The organism is Rhodovulum marinum (genome assembly GCF_004343075.1).
GTDB lineage: Bacteria > Pseudomonadota > Alphaproteobacteria > Rhodobacterales > Rhodobacteraceae > Rhodovulum > Rhodovulum marinum.
In genome coordinates this window covers 49,234-65,209 of sequence record NZ_SLXP01000014.1, presented here as the reverse complement: position 1 = coordinate 65,209, position 15,976 = coordinate 49,234, and the positions used below count along the sequence as shown (strand labels likewise).

Below are 15,976 nucleotides of genomic sequence, written 5' to 3'. Positions count from 1 at the left end.
CTGCAAGGAGAGGTCTGCCCGGCCGGTGGGTGACGACGAAAGTCGTTTTTTATCAAAAGCCTATACCGCCCCGGATTGATTCCTCTCCGCACGAGGTCGAGGAAGTGTCAATTGGGTTTGACAACGCTGGACAGTGAAGCCGACGCCCGCCCCGAAACGGCGTCGCGAATCCGTTCCGCGCGGTTTACGGGAGGCGGCGCCGCATGCATGACACCCGCAAGACGATGACGCCGGACCAGGACACAGACCGCCACGACGAAGTCGAGTCGCTGGCGGCGCAGGTGCTTTCGGCGTTGGCCCAGCGCTCGGGCCAATCGGGTCATTCGCTAGACGAGACGATGCTGGCGAATTTCTGCGCCGATATCCTGAGGGGCGGAAAGTCGATTCACACCGACTCCATCGCCGAGTTGCGGCGCAACGGGGCCGATGTAAGCGCCATTCTGGATGGCTACATTCCCGCGGCCGCGCGCGAACTGGGCGAACGGTGGTGCCGTGACGAACTGAGTTTCGCCGACGTCACCATCGGCGCGGCGCGGCTTCAGGCGATCCTTCGGGAACTGAGCGCGCCCTGGGTCACCGACGCGATGACGCCCGCGGATGCGCCGAATGTCATGCTGATCGTACCGCTCGAGGAATATCACACGCTGGGCGGCATGACCGCGACCAGCCAGTTGCGCCGAATGGGTATTTCGGTCTGCCTGTGCCTGGGCCAGTCCGAGGACGAGATCCTGCAAAAGGTGGCCTCGCGTCGTTTCGACATGATCGCGATCTCGGTCTCGTGCCGGCACAAGCTTGACGCGGCGCGCCGACTGGTCGGCCAGTTGCGCGCCGCTGCCGAGGACCACGTGCCCATCGTGATCGGCGGCCGAGTCGCCGAGGGCGAAGACGACGTCTGCGCGCTGACCGGGGCCGACCATGCCACGGCGGACCCGCGCGAGGCGCTTAAGCTGTGCGGCGTGCGCGTGCCGGTCCCGGCGGCGCATGATCGGCTGGCGAGGAATTGAGGATGTGGAGGCGGCCGACATGGCCGTGTGAGGAACGGTGACCTCGAGGGGCGCAAAATATTGGAGCAGCGGGGCGATCCCGCTGATCGCCCCGGAGATGCTGGGCGAAATCATTGCCACGGCTTCAGACATCTCGATCGTCATCTCGCTCGAGGGCAAGATCCTGTCGGTGCTGGTCAATGCCGGCCATCGCGCCCATGGGCAACTGGACCATTGGGAAGGCCGCGACATCCGCGACGTGCTGACCGAGGACAGCCAGCCCAAGCTGGAGGCCAAGCTGACGCTTTTCGCTGGCGGCAGCGAAAGCGCCAAGCCGGTCGAGCTGAATCACTCCGACGGCGAGAACTGGGATTTCCCGGTCCGCTATTCGTTCCACCGGATCGGGCCTGACGGCCGCGTTCTGCTGATGCTGGGGCGCGATCTGCGCCCCATCGCCGAGATGCAGATGCAGTTGATCGAGGCGCAGATGGCGCTGGAACGGGACTACGAGACCCAGCGCGAATACGACACGCGTTATCGTGTCCTCAGCGAGGCGACCCGCGACGCCTTCGTGTTCGTCGGCACCCGGTCGGGCCGCGTGGTCGACGTGAACCCGGCCGCCTGCGCACTTTTGGGTGCCAGCCGCAACGACCTGATGGGCAGTCCGATCGCGCAGGAATTCGAGGGCCGGCGCCGGGCCGAATTCGTCGAGGCGCTGAACGCCCGCGCCCTGGACGACACCAGCGAACCGATCCAAGCCGAGGCCCGGCGCAGCCGAACGCCGGTCAAGATCGTGCCGACCGCGTTCCGCGCCGCCGGCGAACCGCTGATCCTGTGCCGCATCGACCCCACCGAAACCGGCGAGAGCGTCGGCAGCGGCATGAGCGAGACACTGACCGCGTTCTTCAACGAAGGCGTCGATGCGATCGTGTTTACCGATCCCGATGGCGTGATCCTGACCGCGAACGAAAGCTTCCTCGGCCTCGCCGACGCGCCGCAGGTGTCGTCGGTCAAGGGCCGGTCGCTGGGCGATTACCTGGTGCGGGGCGGAGTCGATCTGCGTGTGCTGGTCGAGAACGCCACGCGCAGCGGCCAGATGCGGATGTTCGCGACCAAGCTGGCCGGGGAATATGGGGCGCAGATTTCGGTCGAGATCTCGGCCACCTACCTGTCGGACCAGGCCCATCCGTCGATCGTGTTCGTGATCCGCGACGCCAGCCGCCTGGAAGGCGTGCGCCGGCCCGGCGTGGCGGTGTCCGACGATGCGATGCGGTCGGTCATGGAACTGGTCGGTTCGGCCACGTTGAAGGACATCGTGGCCGAAACGACGGACGTTGTGGAAAAGATGTGCATCGAGACAGCGGTGGAGTTGACCCGGAATAACCGGGTGGCCGCGGCCGAGATGCTGGGGCTCTCGCGGCAGAGCCTGTACGTGAAGCTTCGCAAATACGGGCTTCTCAGCAGAGACGGGAGCGGGGACTAGGTCCCCGGTCAGGGTGGAAACGCGCGCCCCGCGATGGGCACAGGAGAGCATGCGGAAGACATGACGGAAATTTCGAACCTTCCCCAAAGGCGGCTGCCGGAACCTGCGGCCATGCTGTCGGTGCTGCATCCGGTGACATGGTTCCCACCGATGTGGGCCTATCTGTGCGGCACCGTGTCCTCGGGCGTGTCGCCGCTGGAAAAGCCGGGCCTGGTGATCCTGGGCATCGTGCTGGCCGGCCCCATCGTCTGCGGCATGAGCCAGGCGGCGAACGACTGGTGCGATCGCCACGTGGACGCGATCAACGAACCCGACCGGCCGATCCCCTCGGGCCGCATCCCGGGGCGTTGGGGCCTGTACCAGGCATTGTTCATGTCCGTTCTGGCGCTGTTCGTCGGCTGGCAACTGGGCCCCTGGGGGTTTGTCGCCACGATCCTCGGCGTCGCCGCGGCCTGGGCCTATTCGGCCGAACCCGTGCGCCTGAAAAAATCGGGCTGGTGGGGGCCGGGGCTGGTGGGCCTGTCCTATGAATCGCTGCCCTGGTTCACCGGCGCGGCGGTGCTGTCGGCGGGTGCCCCCTCGATCTATGTCGTCGTCATCGCGCTGCTTTACGGCATCGGCGCGCATGGCATCATGACACTGAACGATTTCAAGGCGCTGGAGGGAGACCGGCAGACCGGCGTGAATTCCCTGCCTGTCACGCTTGGCCCCGAAAAGGCCGCGTGGGTGGCCTCCATCGTGATGGCAGTGCCGCAGGTGGTCGTGATCGCGCTGCTCTGGCTGTGGGACCGGCCGTTCCACGCGGTGGGCGTTGCGGCCGTGCTGCTGGTGCAGTTCTGGGCCATGTCGGTGATGATGAAGGATCCCAAGGGCAAGGCGCCCTGGTATAACGGCGTCGGCGTGGTCCTGTATGTTTCGGGCATGATGATCTCGGCCTTCGCGATCCGCACGCTGGGGGCCGGCGGATGACCCTGTCCTGGCTGCAGATCGTCCGGCTTGGCCTGGTGCAGATGTGCCTTGGCGCCATCGTGGTGCTGACCTCGTCGACGCTGAACCGGCTGATGGTGGTAGAACTGGCGCTGCCCGCGATCCTGCCGGGCCTGCTGGTCGGGCTGCACTATGCGATCCAGATCACCCGGCCCAGCTGGGGCTTTCTGTCCGACACCAAGGGCCAGCGCACCCGGTTCATCATCGGCGGCATGGCCATTCTGGCGCTGGGCGGCTTCTCGGCCGCGCTGGGCGTCGTGGTGATGGAGGGCAACCACCTCGCCGGCCTCGCGATCTCGATCCTTGCCTATGCGCTGATCGGGGTGGGCGTCGCGGCCTCGGGCACGTCGCTGCTGGCGCTTCTGGCCACGGCGACCGCGCCCGACCGGCGCGCGGCGGCGGCGACCATCACCTGGCTGATGATGATTGCGGGCATCGCGATCACCGCCGGGACGGTCGGCGCCTTCCTCGACCCGTATACGCCCGCCCTGCTGCTGAAGATCGTCGCCACCGTCACCATCGGCGCGGTGATCGTGACCACGCTGGCCGTCTGGGGCGTGGAAAAACGCGTCGTCGCCCGGCGCGAACCCGACGAGATGCCGTTCTGGGAGGGTTTCAAGGAGGTCTGGGCCGAACGCCGCGCGCGCATCTTCACGCTGTTCGTGTTCCTGTCGATGTCCGCCTATTTCATGCAGGAGCTGATCCTGGAGCCCTATTCCGGCCTGGTCTTCGACTTCACGCCCGGCCAGTCCACCCAGCTTTCGGGGGCGCAGCATGGCGGTGTGTTCCTGGGCATGATCGTGGTCGGCATCGGCAGTTCCGTGTTGCGGATCGGCGCGCTTCGGTCGTGGGTGATAGTGGGTTGCCTGGGCTCGGCCACGGCGCTGGTCACCATCGCCGCCATGGGCAATTACGGCGCGCACCTGCCGCTCACGCCCGCGGTGATCCTGATGGGCTTTTTCAACGGCATGTTCACCGTGGCGGCCATCAGCGCAATGATGGCGCTGGCCGGCGAAGGCCGCGGCGAACGCGAGGGCACGCGCATGGGCCTTTGGGGCGCGGCGCAGGCGATTGCCGCCGGGTTCGGCGGCCTGCTGGGCGCGGCCGCGGCCGACACAATGCGCACCATGATTGACGACGCACCGGCCTTCGGCGCGGTGTTCCTGACCGAGGCGATCCTCTTCGTGCTGTCCGCCTGGATGGCGCTGAGGATCATGGATTCCAACCGACCAACAACAGAGAACGCGGGCCTTGTCCCGGGGGAGTGAAGCACATGATCTATGACGTCGTCGTCGTTGGAGGCGGCCCCGCCGGGGCCACGGCAGCCGAGGACCTCGCCCGGTCGGGCAAGAAGGTCGCCATGATCGACCGCGAGGGGCGGATCAAGCCCTGCGGCGGCGCGATCCCGCCCCGCCTGATGAAGGATTTCGACATCCAGGACCAGCAACTCGTGGCCAAGATCGACACCGCGCGCATGATCTCGCCCTCGGGCCGCTTCGTCGACATCCCGATCGAGAACGGCTTCGTCGGCATGGTCGACCGCAAGGATTTCGACCCCTTCCTGCGCGCCCGCGCCGAACGTGCCGGGGCCACGCGGTTCACCGGCACCTTCCTTCGGATCGAGCGCGAAGAAGAAAAGACCTTCCTCGTGTTCCGCGACAAGCAGTCCAAGGAAGAGGTGCGGCTTCAGACGAAATTCGTGATCGGCGCCGACGGGGCACGATCCGACGTGGCCCGCGCCGAGGTGCCGGGCGGCGACAAGATCCCCTATGTGATCGCCTATCACGAGATCATCGACGCGCCGATGGCCGTTGGCAATTACCAGCCCAACCGCTGTGACGTGATCTATGACGGGCGCATCAGCCCCGATTTCTACGGCTGGGTGTTCCCGCACGGGCATACCTGCTCGGTCGGCATGGGCACGGGCGTCGACGGGTTCGACCTGAAACAGGCCACCGCCGACCTGCGCAAGATGGCCGGCCTCGACCAGGCCGAAACGATCCGCAAAGAAGGCGCGCCGATCCCGCTGAAACCCATGGACAAGTGGGACAATGGCCGCGACGTGGTCGTGGTGGGCGACGCCGCGGGCACCGTGGCGCCGAGTTCGGGCGAAGGCATCTACTACGCCATGTATGGCGGGCGCATCGGCGCGATGGCGGTCTCGGCGGCGCTGGCATCGGGGCGCGCCTCCGACCTCAAGCTGGCGCGCCAGATGTTCATGAAGGATCACAAGATGACCTTCCGCGCGCTGCAAAGCATGCAGGACGCCTATTACCACAGCGACGAACGGCGCGAACGCTTCGTGTCGCTCTGCCATGACGTGGACGTGCAGACGCTGACCTTCGAAAGCTACATGAACAAGAAGCTGACGAAGAAGCGCCCGCTCGCCCATCTCAAGATCGGCATCAAGAACGTCGCGCACCTGACCGGCCTCGTCTCGCCGCAGTTCACATGAGCGAGATGATCCCGGCCTGGGTGAACGGCGAACTGACCCCCGTCGAAAAGCTTGAGGCCCACCAGAAGGGCCTTCGCCACAAGGCGATCTCGGTGTTCGTGATGGATGGCGACCGGGTGCTGCTGCAGCGCCGGGCGCTGGGCAAGTATCACACGCCGGGTCTGTGGGCGAACACCTGCTGCACGCATCCGCACTGGGACGAGCCGCAAGAAGCCTGTGCCGCCCGTCGGCTGCGCGAGGAACTGGGGATCACCGGACTGACGCTCGACCACCGCGACCAGGTGGAATACCGCGCCGATGTCGGCAACGGACTGATCGAGCACGAGGTGGTGGACATTTTCGTCGCCCCGGCCGGGCCCGACCTGGGCATCGACCTGAACCCCGACGAGGTGATGGATGTGAAATGGGTCGACCTGCACGACCTCGCCCGCGCGGTAAAGGCCGAGCCCGACGCCTATACGCCCTGGCTGCGGATCTATCTCGACCAGCACCGCGAACGCATCTTCGGATCGCTTTCACCGGCATAAGCCGACAACCCCGCCGGGCGGCCCAACCGTCGCCCGGCCCGGCCGCGGGTGGCTGTGGGCCGTAGCTCAGTCGAACCACGAGAAAAGCCGCCCCAGCGCGGTACGCGGCGCAGGTTTCGGGGCAAGACTGCGCAACAGTTCGGCCAGATCGCCTTCGCGCACATGCTCCGCCGCGTCGAGCACGTGGAACCAACGCCGTTTGCGGGTGCGGCGGTTCTTCCAGTCACGGCGCAGCCGTTCGACCACCATCGGGAAAACTTCGACCTCGACGACGACGATGGCCCCCTGGGCCGTCACCTTGTCATAGCAATAGCGGCCGATCGGGTTGGTCCCCACATGACCGATGGCCCCGGCTCGCTCCAGCGCCTCGATTTCGGCCAGCTTCCAGGACTTTTGCTCGTCCATCCACCAGCCCCGTGGCATCAACCAACGCCGCGACCCGCGCGGCGAGACCAGCAGAACATGAAGCGCACCATCTGCGCTCCAGCGCAGGGGAAACGCGGCCATCTTGGTACCGGATCGGGATCTGTTGCGATGGGCCATTGGGAAACGCCTTTTGCGCGGCATGGAAGGCACTGGTCCCGGTTGCAGCGGGCGGCCTGTGCCGAACAGGTCAAGCTGCAAAAAATCGTTCTACGCCAACCACTCTATAGAAGTTGGGACAACGACTTGTTGCCGCGCCGTGCGCTGCCACGGCCCGGCTCTTGACGCCGTCACGCCTTGCGCGCGAAAAGCCCTGCTATCGGCAGGATTGCATATTTCACCACCGGGATCAGCACCGCACCCAGCGCCAGGCCGATCAGCCCGTCGATCCCTGCCGTCACACACAATTCCACGGCGTCCCGGGCCGCGGCGGGCACCCGGTTGGCGACGGCAACAGCAAGATCATGGATCGCCGAATAGGGGGCTTTCAGACCCAGCTCATAAAGCCCATGCACGATGATCGAACCGCCCACCCAGATCATCGCCGCCGTCCCCACGACGACCAGAAGCTTCAGGAAGCCGGGCATGCCGCGCACGATCCCGACGCCCAGCTTGCGCGTGACCGCCAGGCGGCCCTTTGCGGCCATGGCAAGGCCCGCGTCATCGGCCTTCACGATCACGCCCACGGCGCCGTAAACCGCGACCGTGATGATGACGCCCGCCAGGGCCAGCGCCGCGGCCACCATCCAGAACGGCAGGTCCGTCGGCAGGGCGGACAAGGTGATCGTCATGATCTCGGCCGACAGGATGAAATCGGTCTTGATCGCCCCCTTGACCTTTTTCTCCTCGAGATGCGCATCGGCCAGTTTCTCGCGGTACAGGTCTTCGTCATGGTGATCGGCCGGGTACAGCGCATGCCAAACCTTCTCGGCCCCCTCGAAACACAGGTATGCCCCCCCCAACATCAGAAGCGGCGCAATCGCCCAGGGCGCGAAGATCGACAACAACAGCGCCAGCGGCAGCAAAACCACCAGTTTGTTGAACAGCGAGCCGCGCGCGATGCTCCAGACGATGGGAATTTCGCGGTCGGCGGCAAAGCCGTGCACGTATTTGGGCGTGACCGCGGCATCGTCGATCACCGCGCCGGCAGCCTTGGACGAGGCCTTGACGGCCTGGCCTACCACGTCGTCGACCGAAGCCGCCGCCACCTTGGCGATGGCCGCCACGTCGTCGAGCAGCGCCAGAAGTCCGCTCATGTCCCGTCCCCCGTTGCCAAGCCTCGGCCCAAGATACCCGTTAGGCGGCCCGGAGCAACGCGCTTCGGCCCCGGCCTGCGCGCGGGCCTGGGTCAGGCAGCAAGCACAAGCTGGCGCGGCGCGTTCCGCAGCGCGGCAAGCGCGGCCCAAAGAACGCAGAGGGGCAGGGTCAGCAGCACACCGAAACCAAGCGTCGGCAGCGCCACAAGGAAGGTCAGGACGATCATCACGATGGCCCCGGTCTTCGTGGAATAGAACATTCCGAACGGTCCCATCAGGATCGTCGCGATCACAGCGATCGCGACGTTGTCGCCGCAATGAAGCGTGCCGTCCTCGGCACGGGTGCAGGGTTTGCGAATTGTCCAGGCCATGTCGTGTCCTCGCTGGTTGCGATCACGCCCGGCACCGTCCTGTGCCGGACGTCCATGCCCCCATCGTTCCGCCCGAATTCCGGCGAAAATCGCGCGGCGCCGGGTGCGCCGCGTGAAGAATGGCTAAAATTGGAACCGTCCGAGCCGCGCCTAGAAATCCAGGTTGGCCACGCTCAGCGCGTTCTGCTGGATGAATTCGCGGCGTGGTTCGACGACGTCGCCCATCAGCTTGGTAAAGATGTCGTCCGCCTCGGCGACGTCTTCGATGCGCACCTGCAAAAGGGTCCGGGCCTCGGGATCCAGGGTCGTTTCCCACAGCTGGTCGGGGTTCATCTCGCCCAGGCCTTTATAACGCTGCAGCGTCAGCCCCTTTTCCCCCTCGGCCAGAATCGCATCCAGCAATTCGCTGGGCGCGTGAATCGGCTGCTCCCGCTCTTTCCGGACCAGGCGCGCGGGCGCGCCGTAGGTTTCGCGCAACCCATCCGTGAAGCCCCCCAGCCGCCGCGCCTCGGGCGAACGCAGCACGGGGCCGTCCAGCACCCGAACCTCCTCGACGCCACGCACCATGCGCGCCAGGCGCATGCCGTGGTCCTGCGTCGGCCGACCCTGCCAGCCACGTTCGTATTCCAGCGCGATCAGGTCCAGCCGCTCGGCAACGCGATCGGCGGTGCCCTGAAGATCGGACTCGATCTGGCCGGGCACGAAAGCCCCGGCGATCGCCGCCTGCTCCAGGATATGCGCGGGGTAGTGCGTCGGAAACGCCTGCAGGATTCGCCGCGTCTGGCGCGCCTCTTCGACGACGCGGGACAGGTCGGCACCGATGATTTCCTCGCCCGACCCCAGCCGCAGCACCGCGCCCTCGATCCCCATCTCGATCAGGTAATCCTCCAGCGCCGCCTGGTCCTTGAGATAGACCTCGGACTTGCCGCGCGCGACCTTGTAAAGCGGCGGCTGCGCGATGTAGAGATACCCCCCCTCGATGATCTGGGGCATCTGCCGGAAAAAGAACGTCAAAAGCAGCGTGCGAATATGCGCGCCGTCCACGTCCGCGTCGGTCATGATGACGATCTTGTGGTAGCGCAGCTTGCCGATATCGAACTCGTCCCGCCCGATGCCCGTGCCCAGCGCGGTGATCAGCGTGCCGATCTCCTGGCTGGAAAGCATCCGGTCGAACCGCGCGCGTTCCACGTTCAGGATCTTGCCGCGCAGGGGCAGCACCGCCTGGTTCGCGCGCGCCCGGCCCTGTTTCGCCGATCCGCCCGCGCTGTCCCCCTCGACAAGGAAGATCTCCGACTTGGCCGGGTCGCGCTCCTGGCAATCCGCCAACTTGCCGGGCAGGCTGGCGACATCCATCGCCGTCTTGCGCCGGGTCAACTCGCGCGCCTTGCGCGCCGCCTCGCGCGCCAGCGCCGCCTCGATGATTTTTCCGACGATGTTCCGCGCCTCTTGCGGGTGCTCCTCGAACCACTCGGCCAGTTTCTCGTTCACCAGGCTTTCGACCGCTGGCCGCACCTCGGAACTGACCAGCTTGTCCTTGGTCTGGCTGCTGAACTTGGGATCGGGCACCTTGACCGACAGCACGCAGGTCAGCCCCTCGCGCGCGTCGTCGCCGGTGAAGTTCACCTTCTCACGCTTGGCGATCCCGCTGGACATCGCATAGTTGTTGATCGTCCGGGTCAGTGCGCCCCGGAACCCCGCCAGGTGCGTGCCGCCGTCACGCTGGGGGATGTTGTTGGTGAACGGCAGCACCGTCTCGTGATAGCTGTCATTCCACCACATCGCGATTTCCACGCCGATCCCGTCCCGCTCGCCGGTCATGAAGATCGGCTCGTCCATCACCGACGCCTTGTGGCGGTCGAGATAGCGAACGAATTCCCGCACGCCGCCCTCGTAGAACATCTCGGCCCGCTGCGGCTCGGCGCCGCGTTCATCCTCCAGGATGATCTTGACCCCGGAATTCAGGAAGGCCAGTTCGCGCAGGCGGTTTTCCAGCGTCTTGAACACGTAGTCGAGGTTGGAAAACGTCTCCAGCGAGGCGAGAAAACGCACCTCGGTTCCGGTGCGGTCGCCGGCTTCGCCAACGACCTTCAGGTGCTCGACCGTATCGCCGCGTTCGAAGCGCGCGTAATGTTCCTTGCCGTCGCGCCAGATGCGCAACTCCAGCCAATCCGACAGCGCGTTCACGACCGACACGCCCACCCCGTGCAGGCCGCCCGACACCTTGTAGGAGTTCTGGTCGAATTTCCCGCCCGCGTGCAGCTGGGTCATGATGACCTCGGCCGCAGAGACGCCCTCTTCCTCGTGGATGCCCACCGGAATCCCGCGCCCGTTGTCATGCACCGACACGCTGGAATCGGCGTGAATCCTGACGGTCACGGCGTCCGCATGACCCGCCAGCGCCTCGTCGATCCCGTTATCCACAACCTCGTAGACCATGTGGTGCAGGCCCGAGCCATCATCGGTATCCCCGATATACATGCCCGGCCGCTTGCGCACCGCCTCCAGACCCTTGAGAACCTTGATGGAATCGGCGCCGTATTCTTCGGGCTGCCGCGCGTTTTCCGCCATGCGAGCGATCCTTTTTCTTCTGCCCGATTTATACGGTCTCGTGGTGGGAATGTCACGCGCCACCCACAAGATTTGGTGTCAGGTAAAGGGTATGACCAGCCCGACCAGGATCAGCAGACCACCCGCCACCCGGTTGGTGCGCCTCAATGCCTTGGGCGAGGTCAGGATACGCCGCGCCCGGTCGATGAACAGCGCGAAACACAGGTTCCCGATCAGCGGCACGCCCATCGAAATCGCCACGATGGCCGCGATGTCGGGCGCCCCGATCCCCGACAGGTCAAAGAACCCGGGCAACACCCCCATGTAGAACAGGATCGCCTTGGGGTTGCCCAAGATCACGGCAAGCCCCGCCACGAACCCCGCCCACATGCCCGGCCGCGTCAGCCGGCTGTCCTCGGCGATCGAGGCGCCCGGATGCCGGATCAGCAAAACGCCCATTGCCAGGAAGACGGCGCTGGCCACATAGCGCAGCACCACGAGAAACCCGTCGAACACCGACACCACCCAGCTGACGCCCAGGATCGCCAGAAGCGGCCAAAGCGCATCGCCCACCACCACGCCCAGCGCCAGCGGCCAGGCCGCGTTGAAGCCGCCCGACAAGGCGCGCGCGGTCAGCGCCACCCAGACCGGCCCGGGCGTCAGGAACAAGACGAACAATGCACCTGCGTAAAGGGCCAGGTCACCCGGTGTCACGGTCACGGTGTATCCCTTACCACAACGGCGCTTGTCCCGCCGGTTTCGGTCACTTCCAGGTATTGCGCCCGCTCGCCCAACGCCTCGAACAACTCCGCCCCGGTGCCGGTCATCCAGGCCTGCGCCCCCAGCACGCAGATCTCGTCGAACAGCGCCGCGCGCCGCCCGGCATCCAGATGCGCGGCCACCTCATCCAGCAACAGCAAGGGCGGCGCCCCGAAATCCTCGGCCAGCGCACGAGCATTGGCCAGGATCAGCGAAATCAGCAACGCCTTCTGCTCCCCGGTCGAACTTTGCCGGGCGGGCACACCCTTGGCGGCGAACACGGCGTCCAGGTCCACCCGGTGCGGCCCGGCCAGCGTGCGCCCCGCCATCCGGTCGCGCCCTCGCCCCTCGGCCAGCGCCTCGGCCAGCGCCTCGGGCGTTTCGGGATCGGCACCCTCCGGCCCGACCAAGGCCAACCCGGCCTGCGGAAACGCCGTCTCGCCCTGCGCCTGCGCGACCTCCAGCCGGGTCAGCGCCGCCCGCCGGTTCGCGCCGATCGCGGCCCCGGCCTCGGCCATCTGCCCCTCGAGCGCGGCAAACCAATGGGCGTCGCGGACGTCGTCCTTCAGCAGGCGGTTGCGCTCGCGCATCGCCTTTTCATAGGCCAGAACCGCCTCGGCATGGCCGGGCTCAAAACTCATCGCGATCCGGTCCAAGAACCGCCGCCGCCCCTCGGCGCCCTCGATCCACAGCCGATCCATCGACGGCACCAGCCACAGCACCCGCGCGATCCGGCCCAGTGCGACCTGCGCCGCCGCCTTGCCGTCGATCCGCACCTGCCGCGTGCCGCCGGGTTCGGCCCAGGTCTCGACCTCGTGCACCTGCCAAAGCGACTCGAGCACCGCGGCGACCTTCCAGCCCAGCCCGCCCGGGGCGCGTGCCATTTCCTCGGCCGCGGCCCGCCGCAAGCCCCGCCCCGGCGACAGCAGGGAAACCGCCTCCAGCAGATTGGTCTTGCCCGCCCCGTTCGCACCGAAAATCGCCACCGGCCGCCCGTCCAGGGCCAGCCGCGCGCGTTCGTGAGAGCGGAACTGGGCGAGCGTCAGCTCTTTCAGGGCCAGCCTGGGCATCCCCCGCCCTTCTTCTGGTCAGAAATATCCCCGCCGGAGGCAGCCCGGCAAAGCCGGGCTAGACCCGCATCGGCATCACGACATAGACGGCCGAACTGTCATTTCCCTCGCGCATCAGGGTCGGGTCGCCCGAGGAATTGAACAGGAACACCGCATTCTCGCGGTCCACCTGGCTGGCGATTTCCAACAGGTATTTCGCGTTGAACCCGATCTCCAGCTTCTCGTCGCCATAGGCCACGGCCAGTTCCTCTTCGGCGGCGCCACTGTCGGGCGCGTTCACCGACAGGGTCAGCCGATCCTCGTCCAGCGCCAGCTTGACCGCGCGCGAGCGTTCCGAACTGACGGTGGCCACCCGGTCGACGGCCTGCGCGAACTCGGCGGCATCGACCTCCAGCCGGCGCGAATTGCCGGTCGGGATGACCCGGCTGTAATCGGGGAAAGTGCCGTCGATCACCTTCGACGTCAGGGTGATCTCGGGCGTGGCGAAGCGCACCTTGGTCTCGGACACCGACACCGCGATCTGCGCATCGTCGTCTTCCAGCAGCTTGCGCAGCTCGCCCACGGTCTTGCGCGGCACGATCACGCCGGGCATCGTCTCGGCGCCCGGCGGCAGCTCGGCGTCGATCCGCGCCAGCCGGTGGCCATCGGTCGCGACACAGCGCAGCACCTTGCCGCCCTCACCCTCGGCGACATGCATGTAGACGCCGTTCAGGTAATACCGCGTCTCTTCTGTCGAGATCGCGAATTTCGACTTGTCGAACAGCCGCCGCAGCACCGGCGCCGCGGCGGTGAAATTCGACGTGTATTCCGACGAGGCCATCACCGGGAAATCTTCCTTGGGCAACGTGGCAAGCGTGAAATGCGACCGCCCCGCGCGTACCGTCAGCCGACCCGAGGCACCGTCATCGGACATCTCGACCAGCGCGCCATCGGGCAGCTTGCGCACGATCTCGTGCAGGGTGACCGCGGGCACCGTGGTCGCACCCGCGCGTTCGACCTGGGCGGAAACCTTGTCGACCACCTCGATATCCAGGTCGGTCGCGCGGAAGCTGACGGTATCGCCCTCGGCCTCGATCAGCACATTGGCAAGGATCGGGATCGTGTTGCGCCGCTCGACCACCGATTGTGCCTGACCGACCGCCCGTAGAAGGGTGCCGCGTTCGATGCTGAATTTCATGCCCTCGCTCCTCATGCCGGCGGGAGGCGAACCCTAGCGGTTCCGCCCCCCGGCTCAAGCGTTTTCTGGACTGTCCGAGACTTTCGCAGGGGCGTCAAGGCCGTAGCCGCCGCCCTCAGGCCTCCAGCATGCGGCGCAGCAACTCAAGATCCTCGGCGATCTGCGGATCGCTGGTCCGAAGATCGTCGATCCGCCGGACCGCGTGCATCACGGTGGTGTGGTCGCGCCCGCCGAACCGCCGTCCGATCTCGGGCAGGCTGCGCTGGGTCAGTTGCTTGGCCAGCCACATCGCGATCTGCCGCGGCCGTGCGATCGTGCGGTGCCGCTTGGGGCCCACCATGTCGGCCAGGCGCATGTTGAAATGCTCGCTGACCTTGCGCTGGATCTCCTCGATCGTCACCTTGCGGTCGGTCGCGCGCAGGATGTCGGCCAGGCAATCCTGCGCCAGTTCCAACGAGATTTCCTTGCCCACCAAAGAGGCAAAGGCGAACAACCGCGTCAGCGCACCCTCCAGAACCCGGACATTCGTGGAAATCCGGTGGGCGAGGAATTCCAGCACCCCGTCGGCAATCACAAGACCCGGATATTGCTGGCGATACAGGTCGACCTTCTGCTGCAGGATGCCCAGCCGCAATTCGTAATCGGTGGGATGCAGGTCCACGACCAGCCCGCATTGCAGGCGGCTCTTGATGCGGTCTTCCAAGTCCTTGATTTCGCCCGGCGCACGGTCTGCGGAAATCACGATCTGCTTGTTCTGGTCGACCAGCGCGTTGAACGTGTGGAAGAATTCTTCCTGCGTCGAATCCTTGCCGGCGATGAACTGCACATCGTCCACCATCAGCACATCGACCGAGCGGAACAGCGACTTGAACCCCATCATGTCGCGTTCGCGCAGCGCCTGGACGAACCGGTACATGAACTGTTCCGCCGACAGGTAGACCACGCGCTTTTCGGGGGCGCGTTCGCGCAGGTCCCAGGCGATGGCGTGCATCAGGTGGGTCTTGCCCAGCCCAACGCCGCCATACAGGAACAGCGGGTTGAAGGTGACGTTGCCCCCCTCGGCCACGCGGCGCGCGGCGGCATGGGCCAGTTCGTTCGGCTTGCCGGTCACGAAGGTGTCGAAGGTGAACCGCGCATCCAGCGGCGCGCCGGGCAGATCGTTTTCCGCCTGCGGCGCCGTCCCCGACGCCGACGCAGGCGCCGCAGCCCGTGGCGCGGCGCGGGCCGCGGCGGGTTTCGTGGCCGAGACGGCGAATTCCAGGCGGTCGACGGCAACGCCGTTGCGCGTCAGCTGTTCGATGATCTTGTCGCCGAAGTTCCGGTTCACCCATTCGCCGACGAAGTTGGTCGGCACGCCGAACCGCGCGACCCCGTTTTCCAGGGCCCGGAACTCGAGCGGTGCAATCCAGGTTACAAAGTTGTTTTTCCCGATCGTCCGCTCAAGGTCATCGCAAATTCGTCCCCAGGTGTCGTCTGTCATTTTTGCCCGCTTTCGCTCCGTCCCTGATCATCTGGCAGACGGGATCATCGTGCCGTTCCGGCCACGGACCACCGCCCCCGGCGTCCCCAAAGACCCGGCGGGCGGCGCCACGCGAACGGACCAAGGAGCAAAAGAGATCGACCCCGGCCAAACCTGTCGGACAGGCGCCGGTTCCCATTTCTCCTGCTCCGCTTCCGCGCGGGCAACCTTGGACATGAGGCCGGAACGCCGGAAGCCAGTTCCGGCAAGGGCCTGCAATCGCGTCCGAATTTTCGCCGATCCCCCAATCGTCGCGAAATCCGAATCCTGCCCCCGCGAGCGTTCCAGGCCATGCACCACCAGGCCAGCGGAACGGTCCCGGGGGACCGCGTGCGTCATGTCCCCCCAAGTCGATGTGAATCGCCTCAAGACGGTAGCCCGCCCCTCGAGACAGGCGCAACAGAACTTAGACCTTGACT

14 protein-coding genes are annotated in these 15,976 nt (G+C 66.2%); 6 read left to right on the top strand and 8 right to left on the bottom strand.

Going from position 1 to position 15,976, the window contains the following annotated elements; genetic code table 11:
• Positions 1–203 precede the first annotated feature (203 nt).
• Genes EV662_RS16700 through idi form a run of 6 tightly spaced genes read left to right on the top strand, consistent with a single transcriptional unit; the run spans position 204 to position 6,435 of the window.
• Complete coding sequence (locus EV662_RS16700; protein WP_132465081.1) at positions 204–1,004, top strand: cobalamin B12-binding domain-containing protein; 801 nt, start codon at positions 204–206, stop codon at positions 1,002–1,004.
• A gap of 37 nt (positions 1,005–1,041) precedes the next feature.
• Positions 1,042–2,466 carry a transcriptional regulator PpsR gene (ppsR, locus tag EV662_RS16695; protein ID WP_132465078.1) on the top strand — a complete coding sequence of 475 codons (1,425 nt, stop codon included), beginning with the start codon at positions 1,042–1,044 and terminating at the stop codon, positions 2,464–2,466.
• Between the two features lie 60 nt (positions 2,467–2,526).
• Entirely contained in the window at positions 2,527–3,435 is a 909-nt protein-coding gene (gene chlG / locus EV662_RS16690; RefSeq protein ID WP_132465075.1) for a chlorophyll synthase ChlG, read from the top strand.
• Positions 3,432–4,721: a BCD family MFS transporter gene (locus tag EV662_RS16685; protein WP_132465071.1), complete on the top strand. Its 1,290-nt coding sequence runs from the start codon at positions 3,432–3,434 to the stop codon at positions 4,719–4,721. Before chlG ends, EV662_RS16685 begins: the two co-directional genes overlap by 4 nt.
• A 5-nt stretch (positions 4,722–4,726) precedes the next feature.
• Positions 4,727–5,908: a geranylgeranyl diphosphate reductase gene (locus EV662_RS16680; protein WP_132465069.1), complete on the top strand. Its 1,182-nt coding sequence runs from the start codon at positions 4,727–4,729 to the stop codon at positions 5,906–5,908.
• The gene (gene idi / locus EV662_RS16675; protein ID WP_132465066.1) at positions 5,905–6,435 is read left to right on the top strand and encodes an isopentenyl-diphosphate Delta-isomerase; all 531 of its coding nucleotides are present in this window, start codon (positions 5,905–5,907) and stop codon (positions 6,433–6,435) included. The genes EV662_RS16680 and idi overlap by 4 nt, the downstream gene beginning before the upstream one ends.
• A gap of 66 nt (positions 6,436–6,501) precedes the next feature.
• Here idi and EV662_RS16670 read toward each other — a convergent pair whose 3' ends face one another.
• The 8 genes from EV662_RS16670 to dnaA all read right to left on the bottom strand — a co-directional run bounded on the left by EV662_RS16670 (position 6,502) and on the right by dnaA (position 15,518).
• Entirely contained in the window at positions 6,502–6,840 is a 339-nt protein-coding gene (locus EV662_RS16670; protein WP_243695883.1) for an NUDIX hydrolase, read from the bottom strand.
• 308 nt (positions 6,841–7,148) lie between these two features.
• Positions 7,149–8,114, bottom strand: a complete 966-nt coding sequence (locus EV662_RS16665) for a DUF808 domain-containing protein (protein ID WP_132465060.1) — start codon at positions 8,112–8,114, stop codon at positions 7,149–7,151.
• 92 nt (positions 8,115–8,206) lie between these two features.
• Positions 8,207–8,485 carry a hypothetical protein gene (locus tag EV662_RS16660; protein WP_132465057.1) on the bottom strand — a complete coding sequence of 93 codons (279 nt, stop codon included), beginning with the start codon at positions 8,483–8,485 and terminating at the stop codon, positions 8,207–8,209.
• Positions 8,486–8,635: 150 nt separating this feature from the next.
• Positions 8,636–11,053, bottom strand: a complete 2,418-nt coding sequence (gene gyrB, locus EV662_RS16655) for a DNA topoisomerase (ATP-hydrolyzing) subunit B (RefSeq protein ID WP_132465054.1) — start codon at positions 11,051–11,053, stop codon at positions 8,636–8,638.
• 78 nt (positions 11,054–11,131) lie between these two features.
• Positions 11,132–11,752 carry a LysE family translocator gene (locus EV662_RS16650; RefSeq protein WP_132465051.1) on the bottom strand — a complete coding sequence of 207 codons (621 nt, stop codon included), beginning with the start codon at positions 11,750–11,752 and terminating at the stop codon, positions 11,132–11,134.
• Entirely contained in the window at positions 11,749–12,861 is a 1,113-nt protein-coding gene (gene recF, locus EV662_RS16645) for a DNA replication/repair protein RecF (protein ID WP_132465048.1), read from the bottom strand. The genes EV662_RS16650 and recF overlap by 4 nt, the downstream gene beginning before the upstream one ends.
• Before the next feature lie 58 nt (positions 12,862–12,919).
• Positions 12,920–14,038: a DNA polymerase III subunit beta gene (dnaN, locus tag EV662_RS16640; protein ID WP_132465046.1), complete on the bottom strand. Its 1,119-nt coding sequence runs from the start codon at positions 14,036–14,038 to the stop codon at positions 12,920–12,922.
• A 115-nt stretch (positions 14,039–14,153) separates the two neighbouring features.
• Positions 14,154–15,518 carry a chromosomal replication initiator protein DnaA gene (gene dnaA, locus EV662_RS16635; protein ID WP_132465043.1) on the bottom strand — a complete coding sequence of 455 codons (1,365 nt, stop codon included), beginning with the start codon at positions 15,516–15,518 and terminating at the stop codon, positions 14,154–14,156.
• Positions 15,519–15,976: the final 458 nt, after the last annotated feature.

Excerpts from the sequence above, each read along its gene's own strand:
- EV662_RS16665 (WP_132465060.1), bottom strand. The coding sequence starts at position 8,114 with ATGAGCGGACTTCTGGCGCTGCTCGACGACGTGGCGGCCATCGCCAAG.
- chlG (WP_132465075.1), top strand. The coding sequence starts at position 2,527 with ATGACGGAAATTTCGAACCTTCCCCAAAGGCGGCTGCCGGAACCTGCG.
- EV662_RS16670 (WP_243695883.1), bottom strand. The coding sequence starts at position 6,840 with ATGGACGAGCAAAAGTCCTGGAAGCTGGCCGAAATCGAGGCGCTGGAG.
- gyrB (WP_132465054.1), bottom strand. The coding sequence starts at position 11,053 with ATGGCGGAAAACGCGCGGCAGCCCGAAGAATACGGCGCCGATTCCATC.
- recF (WP_132465048.1), bottom strand. The coding sequence starts at position 12,861 with ATGCCCAGGCTGGCCCTGAAAGAGCTGACGCTCGCCCAGTTCCGCTCT.
- EV662_RS16680 (WP_132465069.1), top strand. The coding sequence starts at position 4,727 with ATGATCTATGACGTCGTCGTCGTTGGAGGCGGCCCCGCCGGGGCCACG.
- EV662_RS16660 (WP_132465057.1), bottom strand. The coding sequence starts at position 8,485 with ATGGCCTGGACAATTCGCAAACCCTGCACCCGTGCCGAGGACGGCACG.
- dnaA (WP_132465043.1), bottom strand. The coding sequence starts at position 15,518 with ATGACAGACGACACCTGGGGACGAATTTGCGATGACCTTGAGCGGACG.
- dnaN (WP_132465046.1), bottom strand. The coding sequence starts at position 14,038 with ATGAAATTCAGCATCGAACGCGGCACCCTTCTACGGGCGGTCGGTCAG.
- idi (WP_132465066.1), top strand. The coding sequence starts at position 5,905 with ATGAGCGAGATGATCCCGGCCTGGGTGAACGGCGAACTGACCCCCGTC.
- EV662_RS16700 (WP_132465081.1), top strand. The coding sequence starts at position 204 with ATGCATGACACCCGCAAGACGATGACGCCGGACCAGGACACAGACCGC.
- EV662_RS16685 (WP_132465071.1), top strand. The coding sequence starts at position 3,432 with ATGACCCTGTCCTGGCTGCAGATCGTCCGGCTTGGCCTGGTGCAGATG.